24 protein-coding genes, 1 tRNA gene and 1 riboswitch are annotated in these 24,272 nt (G+C 30.1%); of the genes, 7 read left to right on the top strand and 18 right to left on the bottom strand.

Annotation, left to right across the window (positions count from 1 at the left end):
• The 12 genes from RWQ73_RS01010 to RWQ73_RS00955 all read right to left on the bottom strand — a co-directional run bounded on the left by RWQ73_RS01010 (window position 1) and on the right by RWQ73_RS00955 (window position 13,296).
• Window positions 1-1,500, bottom strand: a complete 1,500-nt coding sequence (locus tag RWQ73_RS01010; protein WP_314406278.1) for a Sau3AI family type II restriction endonuclease — start codon at window positions 1,498-1,500, stop codon at window positions 1-3.
• Between the two features lie 78 nt (window positions 1,501-1,578).
• Window positions 1,579-1,767 carry a hypothetical protein gene (locus RWQ73_RS01005; protein WP_314406277.1) on the bottom strand — a complete coding sequence of 63 codons (189 nt, stop codon included), beginning with the start codon at window positions 1,765-1,767 and terminating at the stop codon, window positions 1,579-1,581.
• A 173-nt stretch (window positions 1,768-1,940) separates the two neighbouring features.
• Window positions 1,941-2,378 (bottom strand): GNAT family N-acetyltransferase, encoded by a 438-nt coding sequence (locus RWQ73_RS01000; protein WP_314406276.1) that lies wholly within the window; start codon window positions 2,376-2,378, stop codon window positions 1,941-1,943.
• A 55-nt stretch (window positions 2,379-2,433) separates the two neighbouring features.
• Window positions 2,434-3,816, bottom strand: coding sequence for an L-seryl-tRNA(Sec) selenium transferase (gene selA, locus RWQ73_RS00995; RefSeq protein WP_314406275.1), 1,383 nt, complete (start codon window positions 3,814-3,816; stop codon window positions 2,434-2,436).
• Between the two features lie 10 nt (window positions 3,817-3,826).
• Window positions 3,827-4,978 carry an aminotransferase class V-fold PLP-dependent enzyme gene (locus tag RWQ73_RS00990; RefSeq protein ID WP_314406274.1) on the bottom strand — a complete coding sequence of 384 codons (1,152 nt, stop codon included), beginning with the start codon at window positions 4,976-4,978 and terminating at the stop codon, window positions 3,827-3,829.
• Between the two features lie 51 nt (window positions 4,979-5,029).
• The gene (selB, locus tag RWQ73_RS00985; RefSeq protein ID WP_314406273.1) at window positions 5,030-6,913 is read right to left on the bottom strand and encodes a selenocysteine-specific translation elongation factor; all 1,884 of its coding nucleotides are present in this window, start codon (window positions 6,911-6,913) and stop codon (window positions 5,030-5,032) included.
• Window positions 6,914-7,013: 100 nt separating this feature from the next.
• Window positions 7,014-7,289: a DUF3343 domain-containing protein gene (locus tag RWQ73_RS00980; RefSeq protein ID WP_271965580.1), complete on the bottom strand. Its 276-nt coding sequence runs from the start codon at window positions 7,287-7,289 to the stop codon at window positions 7,014-7,016.
• A gap of 8 nt (window positions 7,290-7,297) precedes the next feature.
• Window positions 7,298-8,098: a sulfurtransferase-like selenium metabolism protein YedF gene (gene yedF / locus RWQ73_RS00975; protein ID WP_314406272.1), complete on the bottom strand. Its 801-nt coding sequence runs from the start codon at window positions 8,096-8,098 to the stop codon at window positions 7,298-7,300.
• 26 nt (window positions 8,099-8,124) lie between these two features.
• Window positions 8,125-9,099, bottom strand: coding sequence for a selenide, water dikinase SelD (selD, locus tag RWQ73_RS00970; RefSeq protein ID WP_399540949.1), 975 nt, complete (start codon window positions 9,097-9,099; stop codon window positions 8,125-8,127).
• Between the two features lie 191 nt (window positions 9,100-9,290).
• The gene (locus tag RWQ73_RS00965; protein ID WP_314406270.1) at window positions 9,291-10,391 is read right to left on the bottom strand and encodes a hypothetical protein; all 1,101 of its coding nucleotides are present in this window, start codon (window positions 10,389-10,391) and stop codon (window positions 9,291-9,293) included.
• Window positions 10,392-10,659: 268 nt separating this feature from the next.
• Entirely contained in the window at window positions 10,660-11,991 is a 1,332-nt protein-coding gene (locus tag RWQ73_RS00960; RefSeq protein ID WP_314406269.1) for a CAP domain-containing protein, read from the bottom strand.
• A 579-nt stretch (window positions 11,992-12,570) separates the two neighbouring features.
• Entirely contained in the window at window positions 12,571-13,296 is a 726-nt protein-coding gene (locus RWQ73_RS00955; RefSeq protein WP_314406268.1) for a metallophosphoesterase, read from the bottom strand.
• A gap of 262 nt (window positions 13,297-13,558) precedes the next feature.
• On the opposite strand from RWQ73_RS00955, the gene tehB (RWQ73_RS00950) reads away from it, so the two are divergent.
• A complete protein-coding gene (tehB, locus tag RWQ73_RS00950; protein ID WP_314406267.1) occupies window positions 13,559-14,392 on the top strand; it encodes an SAM-dependent methyltransferase TehB in 834 nt (277 codons plus the stop codon).
• A gap of 41 nt (window positions 14,393-14,433) precedes the next feature.
• On the opposite strand, the gene RWQ73_RS00945 is transcribed toward tehB (RWQ73_RS00950), so the two are convergent.
• The 4 genes from RWQ73_RS00945 to RWQ73_RS00930 all read right to left on the bottom strand — a co-directional run bounded on the left by RWQ73_RS00945 (window position 14,434) and on the right by RWQ73_RS00930 (window position 18,191).
• Window positions 14,434-14,937 (bottom strand): GNAT family N-acetyltransferase, encoded by a 504-nt coding sequence (locus RWQ73_RS00945; RefSeq protein WP_314406266.1) that lies wholly within the window; start codon window positions 14,935-14,937, stop codon window positions 14,434-14,436.
• A gap of 11 nt (window positions 14,938-14,948) precedes the next feature.
• A complete protein-coding gene (locus tag RWQ73_RS00940; protein WP_314406265.1) occupies window positions 14,949-15,170 on the bottom strand; it encodes an alpha/beta hydrolase in 222 nt (73 codons plus the stop codon).
• Window positions 15,171-15,873: 703 nt separating this feature from the next.
• Entirely contained in the window at window positions 15,874-17,643 is a 1,770-nt protein-coding gene (locus RWQ73_RS00935; protein ID WP_314406264.1) for a hypothetical protein, read from the bottom strand.
• Between the two features lie 86 nt (window positions 17,644-17,729).
• On the bottom strand, window positions 17,730-18,191 hold the full coding sequence (locus RWQ73_RS00930) for a low molecular weight protein-tyrosine-phosphatase (protein ID WP_314406263.1): 462 nt from the start codon (window positions 18,189-18,191) through the stop codon (window positions 17,730-17,732).
• Window positions 18,192-18,495: 304 nt separating this feature from the next.
• Between RWQ73_RS00930 and tehB (RWQ73_RS00925) the strand changes: the two genes are divergently transcribed.
• The 4 genes from tehB (RWQ73_RS00925) (at window position 18,496) to RWQ73_RS00910 (ending at window position 22,151) form a co-directional block, all read left to right on the top strand.
• Window positions 18,496-19,359, top strand: a complete 864-nt coding sequence (tehB, locus tag RWQ73_RS00925) for an SAM-dependent methyltransferase TehB (RefSeq protein WP_314406262.1) — start codon at window positions 18,496-18,498, stop codon at window positions 19,357-19,359.
• 63 nt (window positions 19,360-19,422) lie between these two features.
• Window positions 19,423-19,512: riboswitch (TPP riboswitch) on the top strand.
• 74 nt (window positions 19,513-19,586) lie between these two features.
• On the top strand, window positions 19,587-20,144 hold the full coding sequence (locus RWQ73_RS00920; RefSeq protein ID WP_314406261.1) for an ECF transporter S component: 558 nt from the start codon (window positions 19,587-19,589) through the stop codon (window positions 20,142-20,144).
• Window positions 20,144-21,514, top strand: coding sequence for an ABC transporter ATP-binding protein (locus RWQ73_RS00915; RefSeq protein WP_314406260.1), 1,371 nt, complete (start codon window positions 20,144-20,146; stop codon window positions 21,512-21,514). Before RWQ73_RS00920 ends, RWQ73_RS00915 begins: the two co-directional genes overlap by 1 nt.
• Window positions 21,495-22,151: an energy-coupling factor transporter transmembrane component T gene (locus RWQ73_RS00910; protein ID WP_314406258.1), complete on the top strand. Its 657-nt coding sequence runs from the start codon at window positions 21,495-21,497 to the stop codon at window positions 22,149-22,151. The genes RWQ73_RS00915 and RWQ73_RS00910 overlap by 20 nt, the downstream gene beginning before the upstream one ends.
• Window positions 22,152-22,211: 60 nt before the next feature.
• On the opposite strand, the gene RWQ73_RS00905 is transcribed toward RWQ73_RS00910, so the two are convergent.
• Window positions 22,212-22,308, bottom strand: a tRNA-Sec gene (locus tag RWQ73_RS00905).
• A 196-nt stretch (window positions 22,309-22,504) separates the two neighbouring features.
• On the opposite strand from RWQ73_RS00905, the gene RWQ73_RS00900 reads away from it, so the two are divergent.
• The gene (locus RWQ73_RS00900; RefSeq protein WP_314406257.1) at window positions 22,505-22,957 is read left to right on the top strand and encodes a LytTR family DNA-binding domain-containing protein; all 453 of its coding nucleotides are present in this window, start codon (window positions 22,505-22,507) and stop codon (window positions 22,955-22,957) included.
• Window positions 22,958-22,963: 6 nt separating this feature from the next.
• On the top strand, window positions 22,964-23,647 hold the full coding sequence (locus RWQ73_RS00895; protein WP_314406256.1) for a LiaF transmembrane domain-containing protein: 684 nt from the start codon (window positions 22,964-22,966) through the stop codon (window positions 23,645-23,647).
• A gap of 45 nt (window positions 23,648-23,692) precedes the next feature.
• Here RWQ73_RS00895 and RWQ73_RS00890 read toward each other — a convergent pair whose 3' ends face one another.
• Complete coding sequence (locus RWQ73_RS00890; RefSeq protein ID WP_314406255.1) at window positions 23,693-24,271, bottom strand: TVP38/TMEM64 family protein; 579 nt, start codon at window positions 24,269-24,271, stop codon at window positions 23,693-23,695.
• Between the last annotated feature and the right edge of the window lies 1 nt (window position 24,272).

Here is a 24,272-nt window from a genome sequence, read left to right as displayed (position 1 = left end):
TTATTCTCCTTCAATTATATCTTGAATATTCTTTAAAACATACTTTTTATTCAACCAAAAGCATTGTTTTGTCATCTTATCTCCATTTGGCAATTCATCCATATCACTATCTGTACCATTACCATATTTTATTCCATTTATTACATATGCTGATCTTTGAGCATGTGGTCTTAAATGGAATATTTGTGTTTCTTTTGACTTTAATAAGTTATTACTTATTCTATTATCTTTTATTTCAAATTCTATTCCATTTATAAATTGCGATTGATATTTTTCCCACTCGAGTTTTCCAATTCCCTCTAAATCTGATATTGGCATATTCCAAAATTTAGAACCTATTAACTCATATTTTCCTGACATATTTTCTTTAAATACAACAAATAGAAATCTTTTTTCATAAAAATAATTATATAGTTCTGAACTATCAAAGGTTTCCTGAACAAAATCTAAAATTTTAAATTTTGGAAATGACATACTCTCTCTAGGATTACCTTTTTTATCTATCCTTATTGTCTTTATTCCTATATTAGCTTTTTCAAATTCTTCAACATTGTCTGTTTTAACGCCAAGCATTCTTGATATCAAACTACTGTTTGCTTGTTTAGAATTTTTATTAATTTCAAATTGAGAATATAGTTTCTCTTCAGTTTTTCCTTTATACTCATTAATCTTGTTTAATACAACATTATCAAAAGTTTCTTCTTTTAATTCTGTATTTTTCAAAATAGAATCATAAGTATTAATTTGCCCAACAACATAATTATTAATCACATATGACATATATGATTGTTTTAATGAGTATGCTCTTCTTTTCGCAGGAATTTCACTATAATATTGCTTTTGTTCACTTTTCTTAGCTGTTGCTCCTTTGGTACATGCACCTAAATATTTTGTATCACCTTCAGATAATTCATGTGCTCTACCTTGTTGAATTTTTGTAATAATTGTAGAATAATCCTCTTTAATAATTATTAAATCTTCTCTACAACTCTCTGACAAAATAGAAAATAGTTTTACATACTCTATACTATACTCTGTTCTAAAAATATCTTTTTCTCTCAAATACAAAATTAACAACATTAATCTCATTTTTTCTAATACATGAGATTTTTCAAACATTGGTTCAACAGGTCTATCATTAGGTATCATAGTAATAACTAATCTTTCTCCCGCTCTAAAACTACCGTCTTTTTTTTTCTCTATAGGTGTTACCTTTAATTCCGTACCGGCTTCTAAAAAATCAGGATTAGAATCACTATTTGGTTTGTAATAAAAATAATATTCTTCTAACAGATTTCCTAAACTTCCTTTTCCTCTAGGATTATTAAAATATGCTATTTTTTCTTGAAGTTCATTCTTTTCTGAGTAACCAATACCACTTTCTCTTATCTCACTATTTGAATAATAGTCTTTCAATACTTCGAAAAACTTTTTTCCTTCTAATTTTTTAGCATATTTTTCTATAGCCAATGGATTATGTTTATCATAAGGTAAATTCACAATAATACAGCTCCTAATCAAATAATAATTATTATACCATAATTTTTACAGCAATATATCTATAATCATTTAATTTATCTATTTTTCTTTATCAAAAAAATCATTTAATAAATTTACATCATCATTCTCATAATATTCTTGATATAATTTATCCAAAACTAATTCATCTTTTATATTTTTTTCTATGTAAATCATAGCCTTAATATATTCTTTATAATTCGATTCTGATATTCTTTCAATAACTTTTACTATTTCTAAATATCCCATAATAATTCTTCCTCTAATTTTGCTATATTAGATCCTATCATTTTTTTATTAAAGTGTCAATACACTTCTCCCACTATTTTATTTATTATTTCAGATTTAAAGATTCACTTAAAAAAGACGATATTACTATCGTCTAATAATCTTATTAATTATAAGGTCTGATAAATTAATATTTACTCAAATACCTTTATAAATCTTTTTTGAACTTTATCACAGGTATAACCGATATGTTCATAGAATTTATGCGCATCTTCACGTTTCAAGGCAGAATTTAACCTAATAAAACTAATATTATTGTCTACGGCATAGTTTTCTAACTTACTCATAAGTTTCTTACCTATTCCCTTACCTTGAAAATCAGGATTAACAGCGAGCCCTAGAATATTTAATCCTAAATCGCTATAGAAACTTTCATACATTTGCGCATGAACAAATCCTATAATCTTCCTTGTGTTTTCATCTTCATAACCGATAATAATATGCTGTTTCTTATCATTAGTTAGTTTCTTTATTTGTTTTTTTACGTTTTCAAAATCTACATCATAGCCTAATGCAACTTTACAGATTTCTGCAACTTCTTGTGCATCTTCTATATTTATTTCCCTAAACATATACTCACCTTCTGGTTTTATTAAATATTATTTAATGTACACTTAAATTCTATCTTTACTTCGCGGCTTCTATTAAAGCTTGTTTAACTAAATCGAATTCTCTAGTACGAAGTGTTCTCATATCAAGAATTAATTCATTATCTTTAATTCGTGTAATAATAGGTATTTCTACTTCTAATAAGCGGCGTTCAATATCTGTCGCACTTAATCTTGGATGTTCTAATTTCACCACAACACTTTCTAGGTAACTTGCTGGATAGCTCCCACCACCGACTTCTGCTTTATCTTCAGCTATTGTAATCTTGAAGTCTAAGTCACTAAGTCTTGTTTTTAATACGTCCGCTTTACCAAATAAACGTTCTTTTGATAATGAAATCATATGTAATGTCGGAATGTGTTCTAGTGCTTCTTTTTCATCTAAATATAATTTTAAAGTAGCTTCCAAAGCTGCTAGAGTCATCTTATCTACACGTAGTGTACGAGTAAGTTGGTTCTTTTTCATTTTTTCTATATATTCTTTTTTACCAACTATAATACCTGCTTGTGGTCCTCCAAGGAGTTTATCACCACTGAAAGTTACTATATCAATACCACTATCAAGAACTTCTTTTACAGTTGGTTCGTAAGGTAATCCATATTTAGAAAAGTCTACGAACTGCCCGCTTCCTAAGTCGTTTATAGATACCAGTTCATTCTCACGAGCAAGGTAAGATATCTCTTCATTAGATACTTCTTTAGTAAATCCTAAAATCTTATAGTTACTAGTATGCACTTTTAACAATGCTCCTGTATTGTCATTAATAGCATTCTCATAGTCTTTTAAGTGTGTTTTATTTGTAGTCCCTACTTCAATAGGTGTTCCACCACTTAGTTTTATAATTTCAGGAATTCTGAATGCTCCACCGATTTCTACTAGCTCTCCACGAGAAACTACTATTTCCTTGTCTTTAACTAGCGTATTTAATGTTAATAATACTGCCGCAGCGTTGTTGTTAACTACAAGTACATCTTCTGCACCTGTTAATTTTTTGATAACATCAATAAGGTGAACATAACGACTTCCTCGTTTCTTATTGTCTATATCAAACTCAAGATTAGAATAGTTAAATGCTACACTCTCAATATTTTCTTTAATCTTCTGACTTAGTAAACTACGCCCTAAGTTTGTGTGTAAAATTGTCCCCGTTGCATTTATAACTCGGCGTAAAGAATTTCTATCTTCTTTTTTTACTATTTGTGTAACTTCTACTACAATTTTCTCTAAACTTGGAACTTCAAATAATTCTTCATTTAGTATTTTTTGTTTAATTCTATCAATATATTCTTTTATCGCTGATTTCACCGCTACTTCTGAATACTCATCTATCAATGCTTTTACTTCATCTAATAATAAAATCTTATTTATTGCGGGAATTTGTGATAATAATTGTTTCGACATAATAATTCTCCTAAATTTCTTTTGCTAATGTTTTTATAGCGTTGATAGCATAGTCTACCTCTTCTTCTGTATTCATACTAGAAAAAGAAAATCTCACTATACCTTGTTGTTTCGTTCCCAATACCTCATGCATCAGTGGGGCACAATGTGCTCCAGGTCTAACTGCAATATCATATTCTTCAGCAAGAACATCTGCAACATCCGAAGCTGAAATACCTTTGAAATTCAACGAAACTACTGCCGTACGTTCTTTCGTGAAATCTCCATAGAACTCTAAACAGTCTAAGTCTTTTAATTCATTATAAAATTTATTTGCAAAGTTCATCTGTTTTTTATAAAGATTTTCTATTCCCTGTTTATTTATATATTTTATTCCCTCATGTAAACCTAAGATTCCCGCAGTGTTCAGTGTTCCCGCTTCTAAGCGCAATGGATATTCTCCCGGATGCTTCTCATCGAAAGTTCTAACTCCACTCCCACCAACTTTAAATCTCTTGATTTCAGGTTCTCTAAGCCTTACACATAATCCACCAATACCTTGTGGTCCATATAAACTTTTATGCCCAGTAAAACATAGTACGTCTATGCCTAATTCATCTATATTAATAGGTACTACTCCTGCTGTTTGCGAGGCATCCACAACTGAAATAATATTGTGTTTTTTACAGATAGCAGCAACTTTTTTCAAATCTACTATATTGCCTGTAACATTTGAACCATGAGTGATAGCAATCATTTTTGTATTTGGTTTGATGGCTTTTTCTAGTTTCTCGTAGTCGATTAAACCTGTTTTTTCTGCTCGAACAATCGTATAGTCACATCCAATTGTTTCATGAGCTAAATAAACTGGTCTTAATACTGAATTATGTTCCATAGAAGTCGTAATTACATGATCTTCTTTTTCTAATAATCCTAATATTGCAATATTTAGACTCTCTGTAGAATTACTTGTAAATACTACTCTATCTTCATCTTTCATACCAAAAAATTTCGCAATATCACTTCTTACTTCAAACACTTCACGGAATGCATTATTTGCTTCATAATAACTACCTCTTGAAGCATTAGCGTATCTTGCCGATGATAATACTTCGTAAACTTTGTCAGCAACTTCTTTTGGTTTCTTTAGTGATGTTGCACCATAGTCAAAATAATAACTCATACCCCTTACTTTATCTAAGTCACTTTTTTATTGACTTAACTCCCTTCATAATTATTTTTTCGATAATACTCGATAATTTTCTACACGTCGAGTAATACCTAGTTTGTCTAAATACTCTAAAATTGCCATTGAATATTTTCTGCTAGAACCAGACATATCTCTAAATTCCGCTAAGCCCATTTGATCATTTGTTTTAAAATGTTCTTCTACTTTTTGAATAGCTTCTTTTAATACATTAGCATGTAATACTAAATCAGCATCTAATCTAACAATTGTATTATCGATTAGAGATTCTAGTATTTCAACTTTCGGTTTTTCTCCGTTTGTTAAATCTTTAATAGTCGGCGGTGTGAATCCTCCTTCTAATAAGGTCTTCTCTATTCTTTCTTTTTCAGCTAATTGTTTCTTATCGTAGTTAACTACGAAATCTTTTTCAGCTATTAAGTTACCTTCTAATCGAATTTCATTATTTGCTATAAATAAATCAAGTAACTCTAATGTTTCTTTTTGAGAAAGTTTAAACTTAGAAAGCACCTCAACCTTAGGAATACCAACTTTTAATTTAAATCTATTGTGATATTCTACTAATAATTTTTTCAGTTTTTCTAAAACTTCTTCATATTTTTTCTTATGAATATAGCCTAACTTAGTCTCGTAAACTGCTGCTGATTGTGTTAGTTGAACTAATGATTCCACTACCTCATTTTCTTGAAGTTGTAAATCTTTTACAATGCTGTCTTTTGAAACTAAATAGTTATTGTGAGATAGTATGTAGTTAGCTATTAAATCTGTAGAATTTCCTTCAAGCTGTACTTTGAGTTTTTCAAGAATTTCTTCATTAAACCTTTTATGTTTATTAGGACTAGCATCTAAAATCACTCCTCCACCAATTGTAATCATCGGTGAATAAGTACGAATGATGAATTTGTCATAATTTTTAACAGCTATTTCATCTTCTAATCTAAGTTGAGCAAAACTACTCTCTCCAGCTTTTAATAAATCTGTTCCAAGTGGTACTACCCTAGCCATAACTTCTTCAGTACCTATATACACACGTACTCTATCCCACAACTCAAGATTAGCTCTTTCATCGTTTATTAATTTAATTTCACTATCGAGCATATATGTATTTGTTAATGAATCTGCCGTTGCTAGAGTGTCTCCACGTTTTACATCATCAAATTTTATATTCGCTAAGTTTATCGCTGTTCTCTGCCCTGCGTAGGCCTTATCAACGTCTTTAGCGTGGACTTGAATATTTCTAACTTTAGTTTTAATTCCTTTTGGATAAATTACTAGCTCATCTCCCACATTGACTACACCTTCTGTAAGAGTTCCTGTGACAACTGTCCCGAATCCTTTTACCTGGAATGAACGGTCGATATTTAGTCTAGCATTTTTCTCTACATTTTTAGCTTCAATATCTTCTGTTTTCTTATCAATTGTTTCTAACAGATTGTCTAAACCTTTTTTACTAATTGAATCTACTTCTATAATAGGAGAATTCTCAAGAACTGTTCCAGCGATAAATTCTCGTATATCTTCTTTTACAAGTTCACGATACTCTTCTTCAATTAAGTCTATCTTCGTCATTACAATAATGTAATTCTCAATTCCTAGTAACGTTAATATATCAATATGTTCTTTTGTTTGTGGCATTATACCTTCTCTAGAATCGACCAATAACAATACTAGATTTATTCCACTAACTCCAGCTAACATATTTTTAATAAATTTTTCATGTCCTGGAACATCAACTACACCACATCTTTTCCCACTTGGTAAGTCAAAATAAGCAAATCCAAGATTTATCGACATTCCTCTGTCTTTTTCTTCTTGGGTAGTATCAGTTTCAATTCCACTTAGAGCTTTTATCAAGGTCGTCTTCCCGTGATCTATATGCCCTGCAGTACCAATAATTACATTGTTGTTCATTCAATTCACCTTTACATATTATATTAAGAATAGAGATTACACGAGAGAATTTTTCTAAATAGATTTTCATTGTTCTCCATAATAACCTCTATTCAAAATTTTATTTTAATTTATAATCTTTTAATTCTGTTATAATTCTTTTGATTCCAGCTTTTCTAGAATAATACAAACCACGATATTCTATTTTCTCATCCTCTAACATTCTTACGATATTATCGAAATTATCCCAAGCTGTTTTTAACATAAATCCACAACCAACGCCTATCGATGGATGTGTTGGAATAAGTGACGCTCCCATTTCTCTTTCTAGACAAATGTTGTCAGCTTTTATTGAATCATGTGTACTATTAAAAACTACTAATCCTTCTTCTACCATGCTTCCTCCTACGGTTGAATTACTTTGTTAGCTTTTCTCATGTCTTCAACGATGAAGTACATATTTGTTGGATTTCCAACCGCTAAGTCGATATTGTGGTAATCGATACATGCACCACAGCAAACTATCTCTACTCCACCTTCTTCTAGTGTTTTCAGCTCTTCTAGTACGTGGCTTCGAGTTTTATCAACTAAAATCCCACCGTTATTGTAGAAAATAATTTTTTTAGGAAGAACTTCTTGTTCACCTAAGGCATAAAGATATGCTTTTATTAATCTTTTACCTAGTTCTTCGCTACCATGTCCCATTTGATCTTTGTTAATCACAACTATGTAACTGTCATCTTTAACTACTGGTAAAGCTTCTAATTGTGGTGCTTCTTCGCGTGTGATTTCTACTTTAAAACCACCTTCAATACCAGAAACTTTAAACTCATAACTGTTTTTATCAGCAAATTTTCTAAGACTTTCTACACTATCTTCAGTTTTTACTAATAAAGTTACTTTCGTATCTTCTTCTAGTGCACGTGTAGCTTGAGTTACAGGAACAACACATTTATCACATAATGTATCCACAACTACACCAACACTTGCTTCTCCCTTAGAAATAGTAACAATATATTTATCTTTTGCTTCCTCTTTCACAGAAAAGTTGAATCCTAATTGTGTAGCCATTTTTTCTAAGTTTTGAGTAGCTATAACATTATCTACTATTGTTTCTACTACGTCATTATCCACTAATAATTTTTTAGTTTGAATAACTGGCATTGGACAGGCCAAACCTTGTGCATCTATAATTTCTTTTTTCATACTTATATTCTCCTATTATATTTTTATTATTTAACAATAACTGCTTTTTCTTGTTTTTCTATAACTTTTCCAACTATAGCACTCTTAATTTCAAGTGTGTTTAGTTTTTCTAATAATTCGTACGCTTCACTTTCTGGTAAACTTATTAAAAGCCCTCCTGATGTTTGTGGATCATACATTATTTCTTCTAACGCAAAGTCTTTAATTTGGTATTCTACATTTGGTTCAACGAATGTTCTATTAAGTTGACCTCCTGCAGTAATTACAAACTCATTTGCACATTTATACGCTTCTTCGATATATGGAATATCTTTCGAAAATACTTCTGCTGAATGTTTCCCGTCCAACATTTCTACAAGGTGTCCTAAAAAACCGAATCCTGTAATATCTGTACAACTATTAACATTAAAATCTTTCATCATTTGAGCTGAGTATTTGTTAAGTGTAGTCATTTGTTTGACGCTCTGTGCAAATGCTTCTTCTGAACATTCTTTTACCATATGTGCAGTATTAATAATACTTACTCCTAAAGGTTTTGTTACGATTAATAAATCCCCTACTTTACAATTGTTATTTTGTAATATTTTATCCGGATGGACGATTCCTGTTACAGATAAACCATACTTAGGTGTAGCATCATGAATTGAGTGTCCTCCAGCAAGAACTCCTCCTGCTTCGTGAACTTTTTCCGCTCCACCTTTTAATATTTGGTGTAAAATTTCTAAGTCCATATTTTCTGGAAAAGCTACTATATTTAACGCCGAAATAACTTCTCCTCCCATAGCATATACATCACTAAGTGCATTAGTCGCTGCTATTTGTCCATATAAATACGGATCATTTATCATTGTTGTAAAGAAGTCTAATGTTTGAATAATCGCCTTATCTTCAGATATTTTATAAACTGCTGCATCATCTGAAGATTCATACCCAACTATTAAGTTTTTATCCTCTTTTTTAGGAAGGTCTCTTAGTATATCTGATAAGGCTCCCGGCCCTATTTTCGAGTTTCAACCTCCGCAAACTATCATATTCATTTTCTTCTCTGACATATTTACCTCCTGTTCTACTACTTATCTATAATTATACTACTACACAACACATTTTAAAAGTATTATTCGTTTTTTTAATATAAAATAGACAACTAACTTAGAATTATTTTCACCTGTTAGTTGTCTATAATTAATATATTTTATTTTGCAAAGCTTACATGTACATGATCAAAGTGATTAGCAGTTATTCCTCCGCGATCTGGCATTAAATTCCATGTGTTCGCTGGACCATAAATATTAAACTGTGGCATATAGAATCTTTGTTTCCAAATTACATAATATACACCTAATTCGTTCATATTTTTAGTTAAATATTCTGCTAGTTCATCACCTTTTGTAGATCCTGCAGGTATCATAAAGTCTACTGACATCCCTGTATTATGACCGTGACCAGTACCATCATCATCTCCCTCTCTAAACATTGAGAAGTTTGTTATTCCAAATTTTTTCGCTAGGGCCACTTTCATTTTCTTTGTATGTTCTGTCAACCCGTTCATTGCTGGATCAGCTAATTCAGCAGCCGTTACCTCTGGAAGTACATTTTTTTCTGCTTCTTTCTTAGCTTTCGCTTCCGCTTCTTGTTTCGCTTTTGCCTCCACTTCTTGTTTTGCTTTCGCTTCTGCTTCTTGTTTCGCTTCCGCTTCTGCTTCCTGTTTCGCTTTTGCTTCTGCTTCTTGTTTTGCTTTCGCTTCCGCTTCTTGTTTTATTTTTTCCTCAGTTTCTTTAACTCTTTGTTCTGCTGTTACTTCTCTTTTCTCGATTAATTCATCAAGTGTTGGATTCGTTGATGTATTGTTAAGAACTTGCATCAATGGTTGCTGACTGTTATCAAGCTCTACTTCATAACGTACATTTATATTGAATGTATGATTACCAATTGTAACAACACTCTTTACAGTTTCTTTTTTTATCCCTGTATGAGGTAGTTTTCTAGTAGGCATTTGTGCATTTAAATCAATCTCATACTCTACTACTTCTCCTGCCTTAATTTCATCTTTTTTTACTAAGTATTCTTTTTTATCTTCAGTAGTGATTCGAGCTACTACATTTTTCACATCTCTATCAGCAATCAAACGAATATAATAATGTCCATCATTTTCAATGACATTTGCCCTTACATTCTTAACATTTACATCTGTAGCAATACTATTGATTTCATTAGCAACAGTAATAGTCCCAGAAGCACCAACTAATATCGCCAGTCCTGTAATGATTCGTCTTGTTAGTCTTATCTTCTTCATCAAATATCTCCTATTATTTTGGTATTTGACTATTATATACAATTTATAAAGGCTAATCAATAGGTTTTCCAATTTGTAATATTGCTATTGTTTTTATTACATAAGCATTACATAAGATTTCATAACTTACTAAAGCTATAACTTTACGTTAACCTCTTTTAACTTATTTACAAAACATACTACATGACTAATTTTTTTATATTATAAATAACAAATTTGTAATATAAAAAGCTAACTAAGAACAATATCTAAGTTAGCTTTTATTTTATTATCTTACAGGTTGTCCATTTAAATAAACTGTATTAGAACCATCTAAATATTTACCAGGTGTCGCTGTCGTTCCATTGAAATGACCATCATAATTTTGATGCTGTACTAGATATACTTGACCATTACTTATAGTTACTCCTACACCGATATCTGTTGAAGAGTTATTTAACAATGTATTTCTGTGTCCGTATGGATAAGCAGGAACTACATTCCCAATTTCTTTAAATAATATATCGAATAGTCGTTGTGCGATTTGTTCAGGTGAGCCTTGATCAGCAGATATAGCAATATTAGCTAAAACTTGTTGAGTATACCCTGCTGCTGCCGCTGCATCTTTTTCATATTGAATTGACCCATTTGGTCCATGAATATTACTATCTATAACACTTGTTGAAACATCTTTACTTCTTTTTAGTGAAGAAGCATTTAACGCTGCATTAGCTGTTAAAGCTCGTAAGCCATTTACTTGTCTTAATGCTGCAACTTTTCCTATAAACGCTTGTTTAATTTGTTCTTCTCTAGCTGTTGATACTGCTGGTTGAGTAGTTTTCTTAGGTTCTTGCGTTGTTGTTTCTGTTATTTTTGGTGTTTCAACTTGTTTTGGTGCACTTGTCATAACAGTTTTTGGAACACTTCTAAATTCTGAAGCCCCAGTTGTCACAGGAGTATTTAATAAACCTGCTGGCTTATCTGTTGGCTGCACCCCAGCTGGTGTATTAGGTTTTGTTGGTGTTGCTGGAGCTACAGTTTTTTCTACTGGAGCTGCTGGCACTGTAGTTTTTTCTACAGGTGTAGGAGCTGATTTTTTAGCTAAATCAGCTATACTTGGTACATCAGTAGGCGTTTCTGTTTTTTCTTCTTTTACTTTGTTTTTAAGATTATTGTTAGCTTTTTGTTGAGCTTTAACTTCATCTGTTGCTACTTCATAACGAACTGCAATTTTAAATGTATGTCCACCAACTTCATTTACTGTAGTAAATGATTCTTTTTTCACACCAGTATGTGGTAATTTTCTAGTAGGTACTTGAGCTGTTAAATCTAATTCAACAACAACTTCTTCTCCTGCTTTAAGAACATCTCTTTTAATTAAAAATTCAGCTTTGCTTTCAGTTGTGATACGTGCTACTACATTAGCTACCTCTCTATCTGCTACTAGTTTAGCATAGAAGTACCCATCTTTTTCAAAGACATTTGCCTTCACATTAGCTACATTTACATCTACTGCAACTGGTTTAACGTCAATTGCTTTTGTAGGTACTGCTGTTATTCCTGAAAATAATACCAATCCTGCTAATACTTTACCAGTTAATTTTAAGCTCTTCTTTTTCATTACATTTCTTCTCCTCATTATTATTAATTTAATAATTATTTCTCCTATATTATAATCTATTCCTACATCTCTAATCAATAGATTTTAAATTTTGTAATACAAAATACATTTTGTAACAATTTAGAAATATTTAAAAATGTTTTGTTATTTCATTTTCATTACTTACATAAAACTATCATTTCTAATTTTTATTTTCAATAATATATATAAACATTGTTTTAATAATATTTATACTATTTCTAATTTGATTATATCTAAAACTAAATTTAAAGTATATTTAAGGTATAAGTCTTATAATATGATACATAACTAGTAAATAGTTATAAACTTCATAAACTTTCCTTTTCTATAAGAGACCGAGACAATTGTGCTCGGTTTTTTTTATTATGAAATTAAAAACGGGAGTGACTCTAAATTCATGATTTCGTAGAAATCGATTTTTTCGAGTCACTCCCGCAACGTTTATTAGATAACTAAAAAGCTTTCATAAAGCAAATTTAGATATCGATAAACCACTTCGCCATAAGGTTTTATATAAACTTCTAAATAATTTTGAACTTTTGGGGCATTCCCATTTTATTATTTCTTAACATATACATCGTCATTTAGAATCTGGCTTTGTTTTATACTTACATTACTACCTTCAATTACTATAATATTTAATTTTCCTCCGTAAACACAACCACCATCAACATTAATTCGATTATCCTTTATCTCATAATATGGTTCAACTTTTACAGGACTGTGCCCATGAAATACTTTTTTATCATATTTTTTCTCACTACTTAAAAATGGTTCTCTAATCCAAATCATATCTCGATGATTTTGATTCCAAAAGTATTTATCATAATCTATCCCAGCGTGAACAAAGTAAAACTCATTACTTTCATATCTTGTCGGAAGGTTTTTCAGCCATTTTCGCAAACCTCTATAGTCTCTAGCAAATTTTCTAAAGTATTTTCTCCTATTTTCTACAGTTGCATCTTCATAGAATGACTGTAGAGTTGTTAATCCACTATTTCTAAAATAATGATCTTGTCTAACTACTAAATAATCACTATACATTGCCTCTTTCATTGCTAAATTAAACATGTCTTCATGATTTCCTAGTAATACAACGTGATGAGAATATTCTTTTTGCAGATTGTAAAAAAACTCCCATACTAGCTTCGTATTTTTTCCTCTGTCACACATATCCCCTAAACATATCAATTTATCTTTGTCAGCCTCAAAATCCACTTCATTTAACAATTTTTTCATAGTATAATAGCTTCCATGTATATCAGAAATTACAATTGTTCTCATAAAAACACCTTCTTCTCATGTATCTTGTTTTCTATAATAAAGGAAATTTTAAACATTGTAAATAGATAACTTTTAACTTTCCTAATAATTATAAAAATACTAATGGCTGTTTACATAATTTAATATATTTTTTAGAATTTTTATAGCTCATAAGATATATTTTTACAAAATAAAATTTATATAAATTCCTTTAGGTTATCATTTTAAATAACACTTTTCGCATGATATAATATTAGTAAATATTAAGAGAAAGGAGCAGCATATGGAAAATAACTTACTTTGTTTTAAACGAACTTCAAATCTTACTGCTCTTTCATTGCCAAAAACATACAGAGAAGGATTTTACACTAAACAAGGTGTCTGGACAAAGTTGATTATTGTTAAAGGGAAAATGAAATTTAATTTTCTAGACGAAGATAATGATCCAATCAAACAATTCTCTTTAAACAAAAACAGTACTATTGACCTTATAGAACCTCAAAGTATTTTTAGAATTCATCCAAATTCTACAGATTTGCAGTTCCATTTGGAGTTTTATTGTACACCTGAAGACTATTTTTTCAATAAGTATGATTTAAGTCCTGCTCACAAAGAAGTTGTTGAGGCTGTGAATTATATAACTCCATGTAAAACTTTAGATTTAGGGGCTGGCCAAGGGAAAAATTCATTATATCTTTCATCACTTGACTTCAATATAACCGCTGTCGATATTAATGCTAAATTCTTACAAGATCTTGCTGATATATCTATCAAAGAAAAACTAAATCTGAATGTGTTTAAACATGATATAGTTGAAGCTAATATTAAAGATACTTACGACTTTATCTTTTCTACAGATGTATTTATGTATTTAAATCCCACAAGAATTCAAAGCATTATAAGCAACATAAAAAAACAAACTAACAGAGGTGGATATAATCTTATTGTAAGTGCATTGAATGCTACAAAACATGGTTGTCCTCTTACTCCATTTCCTTTCACTTTTATCGAAGGAGAGCTTAGAGAATACTATGAAGATTGGAAAATTATTAAATACGAAGAAGATATTACCGCTTTACCTTATCCATATGCCGTTATATTAGCTCAAAAAATATAACAAAAATATCCCCACAAAAAGTTATTTTGTGGGGAGTTCTGTTATTCAATATTTTCTCTTATATCTTTTTGATACCATACAACATCATACCAACGATTAAATTTATAACCTACTTTTTCGAAGTGAGCTACTTTCCTAAAACCTCTTTTTTCATGGAATGATACACTTCCTTCATCTGGATAAGCAATACACGAAGTCAATCTGCACATCCCTTTGTCATAAAGTTGCTTTTCAAGTTCATTGTACAACACCTCTCCAATACCTTTACCACGAGCTTTTTCATCTAGATAAATCGTAATCTCAGCTGTCCATTTATATGCATCTTTAGGATAGAACTCACTAGCATAAGCATAACCTAATAGTTCATCTCCTTCTTCCGCTACCAAAAATGGATAACTTTGAATAGTTTTAGATATTTTCTCTTCAAACTCATGTAAACTCGGTACTGTATAATCAAAGGTAATGGCTGTATATTCTACATATGGTCTATAAATATTTACCAACTTCTCTGCATCTTCTAGTTCAACCGTTCTAATAATCAACATAATATTTCTCCTTAAATACTTTCTTTTACAAAATCAACAATAGTTTTCACGGTTTCTTCTTGTTGAGCTCCTCTAAATCCATGTCCCTCTCCTGGAATTTCTTTTAATTTAGCATCTTTAAATGTTTCAACTGCTCGACGTGAATAACTTATCGGTGCAACATTATCACTTGTTTCATGTACTATAAGTACTTTACCATCATAGTTCTTCATATCATTATAGACATTTTTCAAAATATACTTTCCCTACTTCAGTTCCTCTGTGATTATATACTTCCGGAATATCTGATACTGATTTAAATAATTCTCGTGCATCATCAAATAATACAAACGCTGGAAATATTAATATTAAACCTTTAATCTCTTTCTTAAGTTTGGCACCTTCAATAGTAGATACTACTCCACCTTGACTTTGACCTAATTAAGAAAATATTATTTTTATCTACAAAGTTTTTATTTTTTAGTGTACTTACTACTACGTCAAGATCATCAACCTCTGTAAATACTGACATTTTTAAAGTATCATTTCCACTTCGACTATTCTTATTTTCACCCATAAAATCAAATGAGTAAACTATATATCCTTCTTTCGCTAAACTCTGAGCCTAATAATCTTGTCGTTCAGCATTACCTCCAAAACCGTGAGAAGTAATTATTGTCGGTAGCTTTTGTTCCTTATAATTTTTTGGTGCCGTTATGTATCCGTATATTTTCTTCCCTTGACCTTCGGAAAAAAGTTCTTCTTTAACTATATTACTCGTATCAATATTTGAAGTATTTACTGACGAATTTTCTACAAGACTATTTCCTCTTTCTTGTTGTTGTCCTTTTGAAGAAAATTGTGATTTTACTCCTAAAGCAGCTACTATTATAGCAACTAACGCTACTATTCCTAGTATTATTTTTTTTAAAATTCATATATGTACTTCTTTCTTTATTAATGCCCGTCTAAAACTTCTTTTAATTCGTGTCTAAAAGAACGTCTTCTCTTATATTTATCATCAAGATAATCTACCAAAGCAACACCTTCTTCTAAACCAAAAAGATTTTTATATTTAACAATATATTTACAAATATTCCTATAATGATTTCTGTCTGCTACTGGTTCTGACATCTCAAATATATAATTCATATACATGTTTTTAGCTTCTTCTAAATATACATCTTTAATAATACTAGCATATTTCGAAATTTCATTAGGATATTCTCGCAGATAACTTAACATCTCTCCTACATCACACTCTCTAACAATTATCTCACACCATATTTCTTTTTTCTTCTTAGATTTTTTAAGTAATTTTTGATAATATTTATCAAATTTATCTTTATGAATTCTCTTTAATTCATCATAATAAGAAAATTCACCCAATAACACTAATCTTTCTAATATTTTCATTTGTTCTGTTATATTAGCTAATTTCTTGAAAATTTGAAGCCTGTATTCTAACCATTTTCTCCTATGTTTGCCATTTCCCGACCATGGTTTTGTTACTTCTAAAATTTTCTCGATATTATTATTATTTTCTAGTTTGCTAATATAAATATCTCTAATGCTCTCATACCTCAAAAGTATTGCCAGAGATTTTGCCAATCCTTTTTCATCATTAGTTATTTTATAAATTTTATATATTAACTCTGCTGTTCTATTATTTATACTCTCATCATAATATAATTCACTTATAAAATTTAATTTTGATAAAAGTACTTGCTTAGCACCAGGTAAATCACAAAACTGAATCAACATTTCTATATCTACCGCTATTTCATATCTATTACTAACTTTTACATTTAATTTATTAATCCTATTAAATATCTCCTGCCTAGAGGTAATAGATAGATTCTCTGCACTCGCTAACTCTTCTTTAAAATAATCTATAACTATTCCCCAAACCTCACAATAAGAAGTAGTTTCAGTCATTTTATTTAATTTATCAATTCCTTCTAAAATCTTCATTGACAATTTTAGACATTCAAAATTATTTAATAATCCATCTATATCACTTAAAATTTCTGAAATTTTATTTTCTAATTCTTCTGTGTCTACATAGTCATCGTCATATTCTTCCCAATAGTTACGGCCATAACTATATCCATTTTCATAAGTTTCTAGTGCTTGTTCCTCTAATTCTTTATATTCTAAAAATAACTCGTCTATTTTTTTATTATATTTTGTTAATATTTCTCTTTCATCTAATTGTAACGCCTCTTTACGCTCTATTTCTTTTAATAACCTTTCCCTAACTACGCCGTTCTTCTCAGAAATTTCTAATAAAATATTCAACAGCTTCTCTTTAGAATAAGTTTCTAACAGCTCCCTTATTTTCTTTACATGTTCTTGTTTGATTTTTTCAATATGTTCTTGATTTTCTTTATAACTTTCTACTAAACTTTTTGTTTCTTTTTCAGGAATTACATCACGATAAATTCTCTCGGCTAGCCCCTCTACTATTTCCCTTATCTTGTAATATGCTGCAACTTCATGCTTACAGGTAAAGGTGAAGTCATACGGACAATTACAACGAGAATTTTTTATATTATTATCCTCATCTATCTGCACTATTACTTTATAGTTTTCTGTTCCATACGCATCTAAAATGAATTCATCAGCATTTCGTCCACAACACTTAATCTTATCATCTTTATAATACAGGTATCCTCTATCTAGTATTACTTGTGATACAGATTTCTCAAAATCGCCTATATTCATCCTTTTCCACTCCTTTCTACTCAAATTTCCAATTTACGTTTTTTAACTCAGGAGCCTACCAGTATTCTTTATCAGTACTTTTATAATTATACTAGATTCTCTTTTTTTATCTTTTCTAATAAAGCCGTGCATCCTTTAGTTACATCATTAAATGTTGTTTTGAAGTCTCCTGTATACCACGGATCATCAATAATTCTATCTTCTCCATCATACTCTAATAACTTTCTAACTTCTCCAGTTTTTCTACCTGCAATAAATTTTTTAATATTTTCTATATTACTATCATCCATTCCTATGATATAATCTGAATCTAAGTCTTTATCATTTAGTATACGAGAATACATTCCTTCTACACCTATTCCTACTTTAGCAAGTTCTTTTTTAGTTCCACTGTGAACTGGATTACCATGCTCCCAGCTACTAGTCGCTGCTGAATCTATTTGAATTTTTTCACTTAATCCTTCTTTTTCTACCATATCTCTAAATATTGCTTCTGCCATAGGCGAACGGCAAATATTTCCTAAACAAACAAATAATACTTTTACCATTTTTTCTACTCCTAATTAATATTTATTTTCTTTTCTATTATACCATAAAGTTTTTAAATCAACATAATAAAGATAAAGCGCTGACCTAAAAGACCTAAATTTTAACAAAGTGTATATGAGAGCTCATAGACGCAGTGGCTTATCGATATCTAAAATCACTTTAGAAAATCTTTTTAGATATCGCGAGGGTGACTCGACAAAATCGATTTTCGAAATCACGTTTTTTGAGTCACTCCCATTGTTTTATTTTTATATTTTACATGATATAATTAACTTATATTTAGCTATTAGTAAGGAGATTAAAATGACAAAAAACTTAGTATGCTACAAACGATTACCAAATTGGACTGCTCAAACACTTCCCGAGCCTTTCAGACATAAACACAACACTAGAAAAGACGTATGGGCAAAATTAACTATTCTTAACGGAAAACTACAGTTTACAGAACTTACTGAAGATAATGAAGTTATACAGGAACATATTTTCACATCTGAGAGTAATATTCCTTTCGTTAAACCACAAGCTTGGCACCGTGTTACTCCTTTATCAGATGATTTAGAATGTTTTTTAGAGTTTTACTGTGAGCCCAAAAATTATTTTAAAAACAAATACGATATTAATTCTGCTCACTCTGAAGTAGTAGAAGCCGTTGAAATTATTAAACCGTGTAAAACCTTGGACCTTGGATCTGGTCAGGGGCGTAATTCTTTATTTCTTTCTAAACTTGGCTTCGAAGTCACTGCAGTAGATAATAATATTCCTGCCTTAGAATTTCTAATGGAAACATCTAGAATTGAAGATTTGGATATTAAAATTGGTAGTTACGATATAAATGATGCAGCTCTTAGAAATACTTACGACTTTATACTTTCTACAGTAGTTTTAATGTTTATCGAAGAACAATCTATTCCTAAGGTTATTAAAAATATGCAAGAACAGACTACCCTTGGTGGTTATAATTTAATAGTTGCTGCAATGTCAACTGATGATGCACCATGTCCACTTCCTTTCCCATTTACTTTTAAAGAAAATGAACTAAAAGAATATTACAAAGACTGGGAATTTATAAAATATAATGAGGATTTTGGACATCTTCATAAAACCGATGCGCAAGGCAATAGGTTTAAACTTCGCTTTGCTACTATGTTGGCTAAAAAAATTAAGTAATTTATTTTTTTAAGCCAGTTTTTTGACATCGCTAACATCAAGTGTTATAATTTTAATTAATCATTAAAACATTTGGGGTGCTTTTAAGCTGAGATTATACCCATAGAACCTGATGCTGTTAATACAGCCGTAGGAAAATGTTAACTTAACAATTTTTATTTGTATTTTTGAATTTAAGAGTACCTCTTGTCGTTTTAATGAATTTAAAATAACAGGAGGTTTTTCTTATGAAAAAATGGTCTACAAAGGACATTATTATTATTGCTTTAATAGGTTTCTTATTTGGAGGGATATTCCTTGCAACAAGTTTGGTTTATGTTCCGTTAAAAGCTGCTCTAGGAGCAGTAGGATACGCACCATTTGCTAACTCTATATTATTTGGTTTATGGGTAATGGCTGGTCCAGTTGCTGCAGTACTTATTCAAAAACCAGGAAGTGCTACACTCGGAGAGGTTCTAGGTGCATTGGCTGAAATGCTATATGGATCATACTTTGGTGCTGCAGTTCTTGTTTCTGGTTTAGTACAAGGGGTAGGCTCTGAGGTTGGTTTCTTAGCAACAGGATATAAACGCTACGACACATTTTCACTATTCCTTTCTGCAGTAGGTATTACACTATTTAGTTTTGCTTATAAATATTTTCAATCTGGTTACCAAGCATTCTCAATAGGTATGATTTTAGCGATTCTAATCGTGCGTTTTATTTCTGTATTTTTCTTTGGTGTAATTTGTGTTAAATTAATTTTAAATATCGTTAATAAAGTTCAAAATAGTGGAAATAAATAATGAATATTATAGAAATCAATAATTTTTCTCTAAAAATTAAAGATAAAGTCTTATTTAATAACGTTAGTTTAAAAATAAAAGAGCATAGTTGGTTTGTTTTAACCGGAAATATTGGTAGTGGGAAATCTACCCTACTACGCACTATTTGTAAATTGTATAAAGAAAAATACGAGGGAGTTATAACATACAAAGAGAAAAACATAATTGATATTCCAATGCAAGAACATGTTAAAAATGTTGGGTATGTAATGCAACATGCGATTAATCAGTTTGTTATGCCTACTTTAGAAGAAGAAATAATCTTTGCATTAGAAAACCTATGCCTTGAGTCTCAAGTTATTGATGAAAAATTAGAATATGCTTTATCTATTACAAACGCATATGAAATTTCTACTAAACATATCCATACATTATCTGGGGGAGAACGTCAACGAGCTGCTTTTGCAGTTGCCTTAGCTATGGGTAGCGAAGTTTTAATTTTAGATGAACCATTCGCCAATGTTGATAAAAAAACTCGTAATTCACTATTAACATTACTTAAAGACTTAAATAATCATGGGGTTACTATAATCATTTGTGATCATGAATATCATCTGTATCTAAACTACGCAGACACATTTTATTACTTAGAAAACGGGGATTTTGAACTAATTAATAACCCTAATATTATTCCCAATATTGTAAACTTAAGTAATAATATTAAATCCGATCAAATATTAAAACTAGAAAATGTTAGTATTAAACAAGGCGATAAAAAACTTTTAAATATAAATAATTTTGAAATTTATAAGGGAATCACTACTTTAACTGGGGATAATGGAACTGGAAAAACAACCTTACTTCATGCTATCTCTCAATTAAAAAAGTATGAGGGAAATATATACTTTGATGGTTCGAAGGTTAAGAAATCAAGAAAACTATACAAAAAAATAAGCACTTGCTTACAAGATGCCTTTCAACAGTTTATTAGCTTAATGCCTCGTGAAGAAATTTCAATGCAAAAAGATATTTGGGAACATGCTACATTATGGCAACAAAGACTTCTAAAAGAATTTGATTTAGAAAAAGAACTTGATAAAAGTCTATACTATTATAGTGGTGGACAACGAAAACTTATCCAACTAATGTGTTTATTAAGCCAAAAAACTGAGCTACTTCTGTTAGATGAACCTTTTACTCATCTTGATGAAAGAGCATGCACTTTTATAATGGATTGGATTGAGGAAAATAAAAAAGTTGCTGGACAATCATTTATTATTGTCAGCCACAGATTAGAACCACTGAATGGTAGAAGTGACTATCATATTGAAATTTCAGACAATACGCTTCATTATGCAAAGGAGGAGTTTTATGCAGAAGAAAATAATTAGTCCTACTCTCGCATTAATAGTATTATTACTAACTATCTGGATTTCATTTAGTAAATTATTAGTACTAAATTTTTTAATTATCGGTTTAACAATTTTCTATTTTTGTCTATCAAGATTCTGGAAAAAACTGCTATATTTCATTATAGTACCTCTATTACCTGCATTAGGTTCTGGTTGGGCTATTGTCGTTCATAGTTCGAATTATAAATTTGCGCTATTAATTTTTTCTAGGACATATAGTTTTGCAGCCTTAGGCTTATTCATGGCAACATACATTTCTCTAGTAGAATTATTAAAATACTTCGAACAGCATGGACTTTCCTCAAATATCGTCTATGGACTCTTAGTGGTTATCCAAGCCTTGCCAAGAATACAGTATGAAACTCAGATGATTACAAAATCTAGTCGTTTAAGAGGAGTTTCCTTAGCATTTTGGTCACCGTATTATTACGCTAAAGCAATTTTTATTGCTTTAACATGGCAACCTCAAATTTCAGAAGCAATGACGGTTCACGCTTATGAAGACTACAAAATAAGAACTCATTATCATAAGTATATTGTTGATAAAAACAAAAGTATTATTATATTAATAATATTCTTATTAATATCAACAGCTTTATTAATACTTAACATATAGAATAATGCCATCATGAACAAAAATTCATGATGGCATTTATTATATTTATATATATAAAATTGGCGGGAATGTGTGGGAATCGAACCCACCCAAGAGGCTCTTAACCCCTCATACTAGTTTTGAAGACTAGAGAGCACACCAGAACTCATCCACTCCCAAGTATGTTTATATTATACAATAAAAATACAGAAAAATCAACATTATATGTTAACGTGTTCAGAACATCGAAGTACTCTCATCTCTTTATAATAAATACCGCTCACCGCTAGTTTTTTACCACTTACTTAAAAGCTATTAATTTTTAAACTGAAATAATATATAATATAACTATAAACATTTAGAAAGGAGACAATATGAAAATTAATATCGAATTAGATTCTACACTTAAAGAAATAGAACTTGTTATTAAGACTCCAGATTTAAATAATGATGTCATATTAATTAAAGAATTAGTTGAAAAAGCTCTATTTGATTCTCAAAAAATAATTTTCTATAAAGGTAATTCTGAGTATTTCATTCCTCTAGAATCTATTTTATTTTTTGAAACTGATGATAATAAAGTATATGCTCATACTAGCGATGAATTTTTCGAAGTCAAATTCAAATTATATGAATTAGAACAAATAATTCCTTTTTACTTTTGTCGAATTTCTAAGAGTTCAATAATAAATACAAGGACAATTTATTCACTAGAAAAATCTTTTTCTGGTTCAAGCACCGCTTCTTTCTCTAATTCAAAGAAGCAGGTTCATATTTCTAGACATTACTACAAAATATTAAAAGATAAATTAAAAGAAATGAGGTAAAAATAAATGAGACGAAGTTTTATTGGATTATTCTTTATAATCCTTGCAGTAACTACTCTACTCGACGGATTCAGTATTTTCCCAAACGGATCAATCTTTTTAGCTATATGCACAGTAGTTCTTGGATTTTTTGCAATTCGAGGTTTAATGGATTTTGATTCTTTTGGAACAATATTCCCACTGGCATTACTATTCTATGTATATAATAAAAACTATCACTTTGCTGATATATCAGGTGGAAAAATATTCTTTGTTGCTGTTTTTCTTAGTCTAGGTATTTCTATGTTTGTCCCTAGAAAATATAAATATAGAGAATTCAAAAGTTTTTACAAAGGAAAAAAATATCAAAAGATAAAAAATGGTAATGATTTTTCTGATGTAACATTCGGTGAAAATGTTCAGTACATAGACATAACTAAAGCTGATTCATTCTCTGCTTCTACAACATTCGGAACTACTACTATCTATTTTGAAAAATTAGATACTTATCCTATTAAAGACTTTGACCTTAATGTTTCGATTTCTTTCGGAAATCTAAAGCTTTATGTACCAAAAGAATGGACAATCGAAAATAATACAAATAACTTCTTAGGCAAAGTTCAAAAACAATTTCACAATGTCGGTAAAGATGTCACGATAGTTTTAAATGGCTCAGTGACCTTTGGAGAAATTGAAATAATTCATGTATAAAAATAAAACTCTCAAGAATTCTAGCAATCTTGAGAGTTATTATTTTTAGTTGTTTTCTGCTTTCTTTTGTTGTTCCCTTTTTTCTACTAACTTAGATAAATAAATTGATCCAACAGTTAATAATATTACTAATAATGAAGCTATTAAAAATTCTTTACTGAAGATATTTGTACTAGTAGCTCCAAAATTTAAAAACACTATTGTTCCTGGAATTATTCCCAGTACACTCGCTATCATATATTTTGTTAAACTAATGTTTGTTAACCCATATCCGTAATTTATCATATTATATGGAACCAACGGTATAAGTCTTAATATCACTAAGCTCATCATTAGTTTTTCATCACTAACATTAAATATCCTATCATGTTGCTTCGGTGTCATTTTTTTCTTAAGATAGTTTTTCACCCATTCACGACCAAAACGACGAGATATTATAAACATAATATAACAATTTAATGAAGCTCCAACAAAAGTTAATAAGCTTCCTTCAACAAAACCAAACGCTACCCCTGCAGCTACAGCAAGAATCGGAACCGGAAAGAAAAATACCGGCAAGAACATGAACATTAATACATAAATTATCGGTGCTAAGACACCAAAACTTTGAATAAATTCAGTCATC

Origin of the sequence: uncultured Gemella sp., assembly GCF_963525875.1 — a bacterium.
Taxonomy (GTDB): Bacteria; Bacillota; Bacilli; order Staphylococcales; family Gemellaceae; genus Gemella.
The sequence above is the reverse complement of the archived record's forward strand: the minus strand, read 5'-3'. Positions and strand labels throughout refer to the sequence as shown.